Origin of the sequence: Paraburkholderia tuberum STM678 (assembly GCF_902833905.1) — a bacterium.
Taxonomy (GTDB): Bacteria; Pseudomonadota; Gammaproteobacteria; order Burkholderiales; family Burkholderiaceae; genus Paraburkholderia; species Paraburkholderia tuberum.
Genome location: NZ_CADFGP010000019.1, coordinates 132,071 through 144,963, shown reverse-complemented (window position 1 = coordinate 144,963; position 12,893 = coordinate 132,071). Strand labels below are relative to the sequence as shown.

Sequence of the window (12,893 nt, the reverse complement as noted above, 5' to 3'; positions counted from 1 at the left end):
ACGAAACGAAGCTCGCTGGAGCAATCCAGTCGTCAGGAAACGCCGGATACGTGATCCGTACGTCCGGTGTTGTGGGAGGACGGCGGGGGCAACCCCGCCTCCTACCCGATAATCCACTAACCCGCTCAGGACTTCGGCACGAGTGCGACGCCGCGCAGCGCCTGGCCATACGGCGCGGTCTGCATCACGGTGAAGCCCTGCGCCGAGCTCACCGTCGAACCGTTGATGCCCACGGTGATCTTGACGAGCTGGTTCGAGTCGGCGCCCGCATCGAACGCGGTGCCGAGGCTGTTGCCGATCGTCGAGGTCACGGCGTAGATCGTGAACGAACCGTCGCTGTTGACCTGGCCCGTGATGTTGCGCAAGCCGTCAGGCGTCGTCGTATAGCTCGCGCCCTTCGTACCGTACGCGCCGGTCGTGTCCGTCACCGTGTAGGCCGTGCCGAGGTTCAGGCCGGTCGTCAGGTTGGCGAGCGGCTTCCACGTGCCGTTCTGGTTCTGATAGACCCACAGGCCGCCGCTGCCGCTCACCTGGTCGCCCGGCGTGCTGTCGCCTTCGTCGGCGACGAACATGATCGACGGATTCGACGCGGGGATCCACATGCCGAACGGATAGACCGTGCCGGTCACCTGGCTAGGTGACGTGAGCGCCGTCAGGTTGGTCGCGAGGGCCGTCGGGAAACCAGGCACGATCGTCATCGCGGCGTTTTGCGGCAACTTGCCGCCGTTGGCGAGCGCAGCGGTCGCGCCGACCTGGTACACGGTGTTCACGCCGTTGCCGCCGCTGCCCTTGGAGACATACATCGTGCCGTCCGGGCCGACGAACAGGCCGCGCAGGTTGGCGTCCTTGCCGGTTTTGTCGGCGGCCGTTGCGGGCGTGGTCGGCAGGCTCGCGATCGAGAATCCGAACTGGTCGCCCGTCGAGCTACCGCCCGTGATCGAACCCATCGACGCCAGCGAGCACGCCGTTCCAGCCGGTGCAACCGCGTACGTGCCGGTGCCCGTGCCGGACTGGAATGCGCCGATTACTTGCGTGAACGCGCATTGGCTGCCCGGAGCGATGCTTTGCACGCCGGTGTTCATCGTCAGCATGTCGAGCTGGGCCGTCGTCGGCTTCGGATTCTTGCCCGAATTGCCGGCATTGCCGACGATGTAGTACATGCCGTTGGCGAGCACGGCCGCGCGGCTGTTGTTGCCGGCGTACGCGTTGGTGTTCGTGAACGACAGGCTGTTATCGGCGAAATTCAGCTGCGCGACGGTACGGTAGGTAGGCGTTGCGACGTCGGTATTCGTCGTGTCGACCACGCCTGGCGTATTCGTGTTTGAGATATCGAGCTGGTCGATCGACGCGTTGTAGCCGGTGAAGGTCAGCGATTTCTGATCCAGCGACACGTTCAGCGCGAGCTCCGACTTCGAGGCGAAGCTGGTGGCGAAATTCACGTTGCTTTTCGCGGCCTGCGCGGTGATGTCCAACGTTTGCGACGGGCTCGTCGCGTTCGGTGCCCACTGATCCAGATACGCTTCCGACGTCACGCCGAAGTTGGCGTCGTTCGAATCGTTGGTGAACACGTTCGGAAAGCCGCCGGGCGTGACGGCCGTCACGGGCGATGCATTGGTGGTCGTGGGCGTCGCGTTATAAGGCAGCGTGCCGCTCACGACGTACGCCGGATCATAGGCCGTGCGCGAGATCAGCAGGTTGCCAGCCGTGTAGTTGCTGGCGGAAGTCGAGGGCGTCGTCGTCGTGGCCGGGGTGCTGCTCGTGGTGCCTTGCGGCGCGCTCGTGCTCGACGGGTTTTGGGTGCTGCCGCCGCAGCCGTAGATGGCGGAGATCAGAACCGCGATCGGAAGCGCCTTCAGGGTGGTTTGCATTCTGTGTGTTTGAGTAGGGTGGGTGAAATTTTTTGAAAGTTGCAGCCGGTATTGCAAGTCGCGAGGCTACAAACCACCCGTGGCACAAACATGAATCGAAAATTACTAAAAAGATAAGAATGCGCTGGCGCGTTGGCGCGATGTCGTTGCGGGATGCCTGGTGTTCTTTGGCGGCGTTGGAGGGCGGAGGGCAGTGCCTGAACGGAAGGCTACGTTGAGGCGGGCGGGAAGAAGCGGCTCGGCCATCGCTCGCTGAAGATGACCGAGCATTACGTTCGGGAGCGCAAAGGCGATAAGGTTGATCCGACTCGTTGAGTCAGTCGGGCAAGCAGTGTTCGTATTTTTCGGGTAACAGGCTGTACGCTCCCCAGTCATCAACTTTGCACGCGAGGATGCCGTCGTTCTCACGATAAAGCTCACCGTAAAAAAGTAATACTCGCCCTTCAGAGGTTCTGGTGATGTGTTTTCGGTCGTTGTGCGTCGGCCACGCGTACACCTTTACCTGCACATCTTCATCAGACACCAAGGTGAACTTGTCGCGAAAGTTGACGCGGGAGAGCGTCCGTATCCGGCCGAAGAACAGATGCGATTGCGTCGGCGGATCTTCATTCACCAATGCAATATCGAACAGCTTGTCGGTTAAGCGGACAGGGTATTGGCTGTCGGGGAAGAAAAAAGCGCGATCAAGATTCTTGTCGAAGTTTCGGCAGATAGCCAAGACCGTCGACAGCTTGCTCGGTAAAAGGAAGCGTTCGCCTGTATGTCTACCGAGAGGCACTTCTGTTGGCGGACCGTCTGGATCGATTATCTGTGTCTGATCGAACACTGCGTCAGCATCCGTTTCGTCAATTGCTTGATCGGGCGGCGTATTTTGCCAGCCGCTCATGATCGCTAGGTCGGAATTTTGAACGGCTTGCCGCATTTCCTCTTCGGAGAAGTAGTTTAGGCAGTATGACCTTCCGTGAGTCAGCGGCTGGCCCGCCGTGAGGAACCAAACGCGGGTCAGCATCACTGCCAGAGCCGCACGATGTGCACAGGGCACACCCCGGCGATTTCCAGCGCGGAGGCCAGCGTGAACCACGATAGCACGGTGTTTGTCGGTCTGGATGTTCACAAGGAGTCGATCACGGTGGCGTACGCGATCGATATGGGCGACGTGGAACTGTTGGGCAAGATAGGAACGCAGAAGGCGGATATCGATCGCCTATGCAAGCGTGTTCAGTCGAAGGCGCGCCATGTCCGCGTTGTCTATGAAGCCGGCCCCTGTGGCTACGGACTCTACAGGGAACTCGTTGAAAGAGGATTCGACTGCGTGGTATGCGCGCCGTCCCTGATTCCGAAGAAACCGGGCGAGCGAGTCAAGACGGACCGGCGCGACGCGGTCAAGCTCGTACGCGCACTGCGCGCTGGCGACCTGTCAGCGGTACACGTGCCGGATGTTGAAGATGAGGCGTTCCGGGACCTGGCGCGCGCATGGGCGGCAGCGAAAGCAGATCTCAGACAGGCCCGCCAGCGATTGAAGTCCTTCCTGCTATCGCATGGAGTCCGCTACTCAGGTAACGCCAACTGGGGTCCCGCGCACCGGCGATGGATAAGCGTATTTGCATTCCCAAACCACTGGCAGCAACTGGCCTTCGACGAGTGCCGTCGCACGATTGAAGACAGGTTTGCGCAATGTGAGCGCCTCGAGGCGACCTTGCACGAACCTGTCGTCGGCTGGCGATTTTATCCGGCCATTCTCGGTCTGCAGACCATGCGCGGCATACAGTTCATCACCGCCGTGGGCATGCTCTCCGAATTGGGGGACCTCTCCCGCTTTGAGCACCCGCGCCAACTGATGGCCTGGCTGGGCGTGACGCCCTCAGAACATTCTTCGGGTGAGCGGCGGCGTCAGGGCAGCATCACGAAGAACGGCAACAGCTATGCAAGAAAGCTGCTCGTCGAGGCCGCCTGGAGCTACAGATACCCGGCACGCGTGAGTCCGGAAATTCAGCGCCGACATGAAGGCATTCCCAAACGCATCCTTGACCTGGGACGCACAGGTCCGACTCTGCCGCCGATATCGCAAGCTGGCAGCACGCGGCAAGAATGTGAACATCGCTGTCGTCGCCGTCGCACGCGAACTTGCGGGGTTCATCTGGGACATCAGCAAGCTCGCGATGTCGCTCGCCGTAACGCGAAACGAGCGGCCCGCGTACCGCTGAGCTTTGCTACACAGATTCGACGAGTTTCCTGAAGGCGGCGTAGCCCGGCACCCGAGCAACCCGCGGTTGGACTATGCAACGGACATCATTCGATTTGCGGCTTTAGATGGCGGCAGGCTCAAGGGGCGGACCTCTGTAATGCGGTAACCAACCCGCGGATATCAGTGCGATCCACCGTCGAGACTTACTGCTACGCCGCCTCCAGGAAATTCATGTGCCTACCAGAGAAAAGCGAAAACCGATCCCGATTGACACGGAAAGTCATATCAGGCCCAGCGCCGCGGGAGGTCCGCAGTGCGCATGGTACGAGCCTATGTGCTGGTTTGTGACGGAAATGGGCTGTCCGGCTGTTAGTGAAAAGGTCTGCATTTTTCGGCGCACGACTGAGCGGCGTCGTGCACTCGGGGCAAAATATTCTGCTTTCCATCTCGGGCCTGTACTCGGATGGTTCGATGCGCTCCCCTTCGGCTTGCAGCCGCTCTGCCGCGTCTTTGCCATACGTCCAGTCTTTGAGGTAACGAGCGTACGGAATACGATGACTGCCTTCTTGCACAACTGCCTCCAACAGGTTTGAGATTTTGTCCGGATTTACGACGCGAGCGCCCGAAGTTGAACTGATCCAAGCTGCGCCCAAAAAATGGGGTGGCATGATAAGCCGCTAAGGATGCGGGGTTTCGGTCTCCGTCCGCGTCCGCTGGCGCAAGTTGCTCAGAAAAGCTTGCGTCGGCAGCCGTATGATCGTACACTTTACACAAAGTGTAAACGTGTAATTTCGATCCACACGCATCAGACATAGAATGGAAATCGAATACAGGAGCGCGGACCTTGAGCGTTTGGCATGCGACGGCGGATTCACGGCCGGTTACTCGGTCGCGGTTATCACCAAATTTAGGATGCGCATCCAGGCGATCGACGCCGCAGATGACGAGCGAACGTTCTATGCGCTCAAGTCACTACATTTCGAAAAACTGAAGGGCGATCGTGCTGGACAGTACTCGATGAGGCTGAATGATCAGTGGCGTTTGATCTTGGAGTTTAAGAAGCAGCCATCGGGGAAGATCGTCGTTGTGATCGGAATTGAAGACTACCATTAGGTTTAATTGCTGAGGCTATCATGTCAAAGAACGTTGCTGAGGTGTTTCCGCCCGGCGAATTCTTGAGGGAAGAATTGGAAGCGCGGGGATGGTCGCAAGTCGAGCTTGCGGAGATTATGGGGCGTCCCTCCCGTGTTGTTAGCGAGGTTATGGCCGGAAAGCGGGCTATTACGCCGGAGACAGCGGTCGCGCTCGGGGAGGCGCTTGGCACCGGTGCCGAATTCTGGATGAACTTGGAGAGTCAATATCAGCTGTCCAAAGTCAGGAGCGAGCCGAACACAATTTCTCGACGGGCCAAACTGTATAACTTGTTCCCCGTTCGAGAGATGATTAAGCGGGGGTGGGTGGAGGCGTCAAATAGCCTAGACCTTCTAGAAACGCAGTTTTTGAACTATTTCGGTACGGCGTCTTTGGACGAGAGACCTGCCTTTCCTCACGCTGCTCGTAAAACGTCGTATGAAGACGTTTCAATTCAGCAAGTCGCTTGGTTGATCCGTGCCGGAAAGATTGCACGCGCCGTTTCGGCTGAGAAATTTACGCAATCAAAACTCTCAGGCGTGATGCAAGAGTTGCGAGAGTGCTTGGAGTTTGTCGACAGCGTACGAAATGTTCCGGTTCTGCTTGCGAGAGCGGGTGTCCGCTTGGTCGTCGTGGAGGCGTTGCCGGGCTCTAAGATCGACGGTGCTTGCTTTTGGTTGGCGAAAGACGCGCCGGTAATTGCATTGTCGTTGCGATTCGATAGAGTCGATAATTTTTGGCACACGTTGCTGCATGAACTCGATCATATCGCTCATGGCGAGGGCCAGTCTGCGCCCATAGTCGAGATAGACATGTTGTCCAATGATGAAGTCGAGCTTCCGGTAATCGAGAAGCGCGCGAACGATGCTGCGGCTGAATTTTCAATCCCGAAGAATGAGCTGGACGGATTTATCGCAAGAGTGCATCCGCTGTTCACGGATCAGAAAATTTTAGGGTTCGCGAAGAGACTCAGGGTGCATCCTGGGATTGTTGTCGGCCAGTTGCAGAACCGCCGGCTGGTGCCTTGGCAGTTTCACCGAAAATATTTGGAAAAGGTCCGAGAGTACATAGTTGGACCTGCGTTAACAGATGGCTTCGGCAGTGTCTTACCAGCCGACCTTTGAAGAAGGGAGTCCAAGATGGCAACCTATAGCGAACACATGCAGGAGCTTGTTCGTGAGTATCAAGCGGCAGGCAAGAAGTGGCCGGCATCGACGCGTGACATAGCGCAGTGGGCGGTGGACCAAGGGAAATGGAAGCCCCAGCCCTCAGCGGTCGTGAGTCAATGTGCTGACCATCTTGCGCGTGCTATGCGGGACGAGCACGTGACGGATCCGCAGGGACGACGGATTCGCACCAAGCATGCGGCGACGTATGGACAAGGCTCGGAGCAATTCGTGCTTTGGGATGACATTCGCACCGCGTCGCATGAACACATGAAGCTGGCATTCCAGCAACGGCGAGTTCAAATTTTGGGCGATTGCAAGCAACTGAAGGCGGACGGGGACAGCTATAACGAAAACAGGAAGCCGACCGAGCCGATCCAAATTGTTTTCGACTTCACGCTCGACTTGGAAGAACTTGAGTTGGCGAAGCGCGTTGCGTGACGTTCGCGTAGACCTGACAAGATGGGTTCGGTGCGGCCGGTGCGGCGTGCCAGAATCCGCCTGTTCGCGATTGGGGGCCGTATAGGCTTCGATTTCTCCGTGAGATTGACCGATCTCGCTATAGTTTTTGCGACGTTTTTTGGACCGGTTTTTGCGCTCCGCGCGCAATGTAAGGTCGATGATCTTAAGCCGAAGCGTGGGTTGCACGAGCGTGCGTTTCATATCCTTATGGCGAACCGCTCAACGTGGCTTGCGCCTGTGCGAGTGGAGGCGCTCAACAGCATCCCGATAGCGTTTTACCGTGCCAAAGGCCCGCTAAAAAAGATCAACGAGGCATGGCGCGAACTGTTGCATTATTTCGACACGGCGTCGTCGGACGAGTGGAAAGACCGTGTGAAGGAATGGGAATCTCGGCGATTAGAGTTGGACATCGCGTTGCTTCGATTGGTCGGCGAGCACCTTGGATTCGAGTTCCCTGCGTTGGGCGTGAAAACGCAGCACTACTTTCCGGTGTGTTTGGGCGATCGGGTCAGTGATGAGGAGGCGATTCGCCGGGGTATGGCGCGGGTTCTGTCGTGAAAGATGCCGTTGCCTGTGGCCCCAATCGTGCCGGAATCGGTGTTTGCTGACCAAACGTAATCTGCGAGGCGGTTAAGAAGGTGCTGGCGGGTAAGCAGGCCAGGTAGTATCTGTCAAGGTGGACTCAGCTGGTGTCGATGCCAAGTCTACAGACGGCGCACGATGAGCTTTGCGGAGCAAAGAAAAAGGGCCCAGCTTGCGCTGAGCCCTTTAAATCTTTGGTAGGCCGTACGGGATTCGAACCTGTGACCAACGGATTAAAAGTCCGCTGCTCTACCAGCTGAGCTAACGACCCAAAAGAGAAGCGAAATTATATCGGCGCACCAATGCCCTGTCAACTCAGCAAGACCGTCGCCCAAAATGAAAAGTCCGGGCATTACTACCCGGGCTTTCCAGCGAGAGGCGCGCGTGGCTATCACTTCGGACACTGCGCGTTACTGCCAATTACATCAAAACGTCATCAATCCGACATCACGATCTACTTGATCTGCGACAGCTTGTTCTGGGCCGACTGCGCGACGTCCGAGCCGGCGTATTGCGCGACGATCTGCTCGAGCGTCTTTTTCGCCGCGGCCTTCTGGCCTTGTTCGAGCTGATTGTTCGCGATCGCGAGCAGCGCTTCCGGTGCACGTGGATGCTGCGGATAGTTCTTCACGACACCTTGCCAGACCGCCGTCGAACCCTTGTAGTCGCGCAGTGCATACAGCGCGTTGCCGAGCCAGTATTGCGCGGTCGGCTGATAGGGGCTGTTCGGATATTTGGAGATGAAGCTGCGGAACGATGCCGCCGCGTTCTTGAAGTCGCCGCTGCGGAATTGCTGTGAAGCCGCGTTGAACGCATCGGTCTCACCCGGCTGCACCTCGCCCTGGACGCCGTCCACCGTCTGTTGCTGCGGCTCGAATTTCTTCAGGCGCGTGTCGAGATCGGTGTAGTAGTCCTTCTGCTGCTTTTGCAGCGTCGTGAGCTGGTTCGCCATGTCCTCGTTCTGTCCGCGCAGCGTCGCGACCTGCTGGTTGAGCTGGTCGAGACGGTTGGACTGATCGAGGATCGTGCGTTGCGCCGCCGATAGCTGGCTCGACAGACTATCGGTCTTCGAGCGCAGATCGAGAATGGCCTGGCGGGCCTGATCGTCGTCGAAAATGCCCGCATGGGCGGGCACGGCCGTGAGGGCCGTGCCTGCGACGCAGGCCGCTGCGGCAAACCGCAGCCAGGAGAAACGATGCGTCATTCGGCTCATCACCCGTTGACTTACTGTTGATACGCGAGGTCGGCGCGGCGGTTCTGTGCCCACGACGCTTCGTCATGACCCGTTGCCAGCGGCTTTTCCTTGCCGAGGCTCACGGCCTCCATTTGCGAATCCGACACGCCCATCAGCGACAGCGAACGACGCACGGCTTCAGCACGCTTCTGGCCGAGTGCGAGGTTGTATTCGCTGGTGCCGCGCTCGTCGGTGTTGCCCTGGATCAGCACGTGACGCTGCGGGTGGCTCTTCAGATATTGCGCGTGTTGTTGCAGCAGCGGTTGATAGTCATCCTTCACCGAGTAGCTGTCGAAGTCGAAGTAGATGCTGCGCTTCGCGAGCGGGCTGTTCGGATCGTTCAGCGGGTCGACGTTGACCGTCGCGACGTCGTTCGGGTTCGGTTGGGCCGAGCCTGCGCCCTTGTTGGCGTTTTCGTCGAGCTTGACGCCCGAGTGACATGCGGCCAGTGCACCGACCATCACGACGGCGAATGCGAAACGAAGTTTGGACATCATTTGATTACTCTCCTTGTGTTATTGCATCAACGTTATTGCATAAACGGGCCCCAGGACGGCTCGCGTACGCTGCCCCCCTGAACGGACAGGACCTGCCGAGTGCGACCGTCGGTCGATACTGCGGCCAACACGCCACGGCCGTTCACCTGAGTGGCGTAAAGAATGTACTGACCGTTCGCCGCGAAGCTCGGCGATTCGTCATGTGTCGTGTCCGTCAGGCCCGTGGCGGATCCGCTTTGCAGGTCCTGGATGTACAGCTTGAATGCACCGCCGACGCGCGAGATGTAGGCAAGCTCCTTGCCGTCAGGACTCACACGCGGACTGGTGTTGTAGCTGCCCGTAAACGTGACGCGTTGCGCGCCGCCCGCGCTTTCACCTTGCGCCGGCATCTTGTAGATCTGCGGTGAGCCGCCGCGGTCGCTCGTGAAATAGATCCACTGACCGTCAGGAGAGTAGGTCGGCTCGGTGTCGATCGAGCTGCCTTGCGTCAGACGACGCAGACCGCTGCCGTCCGCGTTGACCGCGAAAATCTGCGTATTGCCGGTACGCGACAGCGCGACGGCGAGCGTGCGGCCATCCGGCGACCACGCCGGCGCACTGTTGTTGCCCTTCTGGTCCGATACGACGATGCGCCGGCCCGTGGGCAGGTCGTGGATATAGACGATCGGCTTCTTCTTCTCGAACGACACGTAAGCGACCTTGGTGCCGTCGGGCGACCAGGCCGGCGAGATGATCGGCTCGGGGCTCGACAGCGCGATGTGCGCGTCCTGACCGTCCGAATCCGAGATCTGCAGCTGGTAGCGGTTGCCCGACTTGACCACATACGACAGGCGCGTGGCGAACACGCCGCGATTGCCCATCAGCTTGGCGTAAATGTAGTCCGCGACCTTGTGCGCGCTCATGCGCAGACCGCTTTCCGGGCTCACCAGCACGAGGCCGCCGAGGCTTTCGCCCTTGACCGTGTCGTACAGCTTGAAGCGCACTTCGTACTGGCCGTTCGGCAGGCGGTTCACGCTGCCCGCGACGAACGCGTTGGCGCCCTTCGCCTTCCATGCGCCGAGGTCGACGGAATCGGTCTCGGACACCGGCGTCGAGCCTGCGTCGATATTCGTGAATTTGCCGCTGCGTTGCAGATCCTGACGCACGATCGTGCTGACCTGCTGCGGGGAGTTCGCTTCATTGGCGAAATTCGCCGTTGCGATCGGAAACTGAGTGGATCCGACGCCCGTCACGAGGACGTTGAGTTGTGCGTTGGCGGCGCCGCCGACGGCGATCAGGCACGTTGCCACGAGTGTTCGCAGGCCTAGCTTGGTCATCAAACTCATGCTGTATGGGTTCCTCAAAACGGTTTTACTTAATACTCGAAGACAGCAGACAGACCGGAAAACGGCTATTTCGTTCCCGCGCAACGCCGCGCCGGGTGGGGCGCGGCGTTGGCCGCCGGTCGGCTGTCAGCCTGCACATCAAGCCGCCGGACGCAGCGTGATAGTGAAGTAGTCCGGCGTCTTGCCATTGACGTCCCGAGGCATCGGATCGGAGGCTTTCACCGCCCGCAACGCGGCGGCGTCCCACGCGGCGTTGCCGCTGCTGTGGGTAATGCTTGCGCTCAGCTGATTGCCGTCCGGCGAACAACGCACGGCGACCACGGTCTCGAGACCTTCCGTTTCGCCGCCCCAGTTCACATGCTGAAGCACCAGCCGTCGTACCTTGTCCGCGTAACCCGGCGATGCCGCCGTGCCGCCCGAGCCGCTACCCGTTCCGCTCTTGCCCAGTCCGTTGCTGCTCGAACTGCTGCCGCCCACGCCGCCAGCCAGACCCTGCATCTGCGCAAGCCGCGCGCGACGTTCGTTGTCGAGCTGCTTTTTCGCCTGCGCGGCCGCATCGGCTTGCGCCTTGGCCTTCGCCGCTTTCTCCGCCTCGGCCTTCTTCTGCGCTTCTGTCTGAGCCTGCTTTTGCTGCTGCTCCTGCTGTTCTTTCAGTTGCTGTTGCTTCTGCTGCTCGGCGAGCTGCTGTTGCTTGAGCTTCTCGGCCTGCTGCTGTTGCTGCTGTTGCGCCTGCTGCTGCTGCTTGAGCTTCGCGGCCTTCTGCGCCGCGAGCTGGGCCGCCTGTTCGGCCGCCAGCTGTTGCTGACGCTTCGCTTCCGCTTCCTGCTGCTCTTTCAGCTTCAGCTGGCGCTGCTGTTCGCCCAGTTGGGCCGCGCGAGCCGCTTCCTGCTGCTGACGCTTCTTTTCCTGCAGCGCGATGTCGGCCTGTTCGTCGCGCACGGGCGGAGCAGGGGCGACCGGCGTGGGCGGCGGCGTGACGACGGGACGCGGAATCGCCGAATCCGGCACCTCTGTCCACAGTTCCGCCTGCTCGCCCTCGGGCGTGCTGTTCTGCCATTGGATGCCGCGATACAGGAAGAATCCGAGCAGCGCATGCATCACCAGCGCGAACAGAAAAGCTCGCCCGGTGCCGCGTTCACGCGGCGGCTGAAGCGGGTATTCGGAGTTCTTGCGGATCATTGCGATTTGACGAGCAATCCGACGCGCTTGACGCCCCGAGCCTTCAGCTCGGACATCACGTTCATCACGACTTCGTATTTCACGGTTTTGTCGGCGGCGATCACGACGGGCTGATCGGGGTGCGATTGTGCCCGATCGGCGATGAAACCGTTGAGGCCAGCCTTCGTCATGTCTTCCTGCTGCTGCGCGCCGGAGTCGTCCTTGTACTTGACGCTCATATTGCCGTCCGCGCGGATGTTGACGATGACGGGCGGCGTCTGCTGTTGGGGCGCCGCGCCGCCGACGGTCGGCAGATTGACGATCGACGGCGCGACGAGCGGCGCCGTGACCATGAAGATCACTAGCAGCACGAGCATCACGTCGATGTACGGCACGACGTTGATGTCGGCCATTGCGCGACGCGAGCGCGAGCCGCGCATGCTGGAGGAACGGGAGCCTGCCATCATGGCCTCCTCAGTGTGCCTGGCGCTGCAGGATGTTCGAGAACTCTTCGATGAAGGTTTCGAAACGGATCGCCAGACGGTCGATGTCGTGCGCGTAGCGGTTGTAGGCGACCACGGCCGGAATTGCGGCGAACAGGCCGATCGCGGTGGCGGTCAGGGCCTCGGCGATGCCCGGCGCGACGTTCGCGAGCGTGGCCTGCTGCACGTTGGCGAGGCCGCGGAACGCATTCATGATCCCCCACACCGTGCCGAACAGACCGATATACGGGCTGACCGAACCGACCGACGCGAGGAACGCCAGATTCGCTTCGAGCACGTCCATTTCGCGTTGGAACGCCGCGCGCATCGCGCGCCGGGCGCCGTCGAGAATCGCGCCCGAATCGTTCAGGCGCTTCTCTTTGCCCTTCAGAAATTCCCGCATGCCGGACTCGAAAATCCGCTCGAGCGCGCCGATCCTGTGACGGTTGTTCGCGGCGCTCTGATACAGCGCCTGCAGGTCGCCGCCCGACCAGAAATCACGCTCGAAGCGTTCAGTTTGCGCGCGCGCCCGGCGAATCGCAAACCACTTGCGGAAGATGAAAGTCCAGGAGAGTAGCGACAGCAACAGCAGCAGAGCCATGACGGCCTGGGCCAGCAGGCTCGCGTTGAGTACGAGTGAAACGATCGACAGATCTTGTGTAGTGTTCATAAAGGTTCGTTTTAACGTCCCGGGAAGGGGGCGTCCGGCTGCAAGGCCGCTTCAAGCTTGCCGTGGGCAAAACGGAAGCTTCGGCGGTATCGAAGCCGAACCATGCTTTGTGTTACCTGACCGGTATGAGTTC

Annotated in this window: 12 protein-coding genes, 1 tRNA gene and 1 pseudogene; 5 read left to right on the top strand and 9 right to left on the bottom strand. The window is 59.9% G+C overall.

Annotated elements, in window-relative coordinates; genetic code table 11:
• Positions 1–125: 125 nt before the first annotated feature.
• Entirely contained in the window at positions 126–1,868 is a 1,743-nt protein-coding gene (locus HWY30_RS18635) for a hypothetical protein (RefSeq protein WP_090803155.1), read from the bottom strand.
• Positions 1,869–2,184: 316 nt separating this feature from the next.
• Positions 2,185–2,880, bottom strand: a complete 696-nt coding sequence (locus HWY30_RS18630; RefSeq protein ID WP_143037139.1) for a hypothetical protein — start codon at positions 2,878–2,880, stop codon at positions 2,185–2,187.
• A 15-nt stretch (positions 2,881–2,895) separates the two neighbouring features.
• Here HWY30_RS18630 and HWY30_RS18625 point away from each other — a divergent pair.
• The 5 genes and pseudogenes from HWY30_RS18625 to HWY30_RS18605 all read left to right on the top strand — a co-directional run bounded on the left by HWY30_RS18625 (position 2,896) and on the right by HWY30_RS18605 (position 7,370).
• Positions 2,896–4,072, top strand: a pseudogene (locus HWY30_RS18625) (IS110 family RNA-guided transposase).
• 797 nt (positions 4,073–4,869) lie between these two features.
• Complete coding sequence (locus tag HWY30_RS18620; protein WP_090803158.1) at positions 4,870–5,166, top strand: type II toxin-antitoxin system RelE/ParE family toxin; 297 nt, start codon at positions 4,870–4,872, stop codon at positions 5,164–5,166.
• Positions 5,167–5,186: 20 nt separating this feature from the next.
• Positions 5,187–6,308 (top strand): HigA family addiction module antitoxin, encoded by a 1,122-nt coding sequence (locus tag HWY30_RS18615; RefSeq protein ID WP_090803160.1) that lies wholly within the window; start codon positions 5,187–5,189, stop codon positions 6,306–6,308.
• Between the two features lie 15 nt (positions 6,309–6,323).
• Positions 6,324–6,791 (top strand): hypothetical protein, encoded by a 468-nt coding sequence (locus HWY30_RS18610; RefSeq protein ID WP_090803161.1) that lies wholly within the window; start codon positions 6,324–6,326, stop codon positions 6,789–6,791.
• Between the two features lie 99 nt (positions 6,792–6,890).
• On the top strand, positions 6,891–7,370 hold the full coding sequence (locus tag HWY30_RS18605; RefSeq protein WP_143037140.1) for a DUF6680 family protein: 480 nt from the start codon (positions 6,891–6,893) through the stop codon (positions 7,368–7,370).
• Positions 7,371–7,589: 219 nt separating this feature from the next.
• Here the strand turns inward: HWY30_RS18605 and HWY30_RS18600 are convergent.
• The 7 genes from HWY30_RS18600 to tolQ all read right to left on the bottom strand — a co-directional run bounded on the left by HWY30_RS18600 (position 7,590) and on the right by tolQ (position 12,760).
• Positions 7,590–7,665: transfer RNA gene (locus HWY30_RS18600), tRNA-Lys, on the bottom strand.
• Between the two features lie 183 nt (positions 7,666–7,848).
• Positions 7,849–8,598: a tol-pal system protein YbgF gene (ybgF, locus tag HWY30_RS18595; protein ID WP_090803165.1), complete on the bottom strand. Its 750-nt coding sequence runs from the start codon at positions 8,596–8,598 to the stop codon at positions 7,849–7,851.
• 20 nt (positions 8,599–8,618) lie between these two features.
• A complete protein-coding gene (pal, locus tag HWY30_RS18590; RefSeq protein WP_018419502.1) occupies positions 8,619–9,125 on the bottom strand; it encodes a peptidoglycan-associated lipoprotein Pal in 507 nt (168 codons plus the stop codon).
• Positions 9,126–9,157: 32 nt separating this feature from the next.
• Positions 9,158–10,450, bottom strand: coding sequence for a Tol-Pal system beta propeller repeat protein TolB (gene tolB / locus HWY30_RS18585; RefSeq protein ID WP_090803166.1), 1,293 nt, complete (start codon positions 10,448–10,450; stop codon positions 9,158–9,160).
• A 138-nt stretch (positions 10,451–10,588) separates the two neighbouring features.
• Positions 10,589–11,629, bottom strand: a complete 1,041-nt coding sequence (gene tolA, locus HWY30_RS18580) for a cell envelope integrity protein TolA (protein ID WP_090803168.1) — start codon at positions 11,627–11,629, stop codon at positions 10,589–10,591.
• Positions 11,626–12,072: a protein TolR gene (gene tolR, locus HWY30_RS18575; RefSeq protein WP_090803169.1), complete on the bottom strand. Its 447-nt coding sequence runs from the start codon at positions 12,070–12,072 to the stop codon at positions 11,626–11,628. Before tolR ends, tolA begins: the two co-directional genes overlap by 4 nt.
• Before the next feature lie 10 nt (positions 12,073–12,082).
• Positions 12,083–12,760 carry a protein TolQ gene (gene tolQ / locus HWY30_RS18570; protein WP_090803171.1) on the bottom strand — a complete coding sequence of 226 codons (678 nt, stop codon included), beginning with the start codon at positions 12,758–12,760 and terminating at the stop codon, positions 12,083–12,085.
• Between the last annotated feature and the right edge of the window lie 133 nt (positions 12,761–12,893).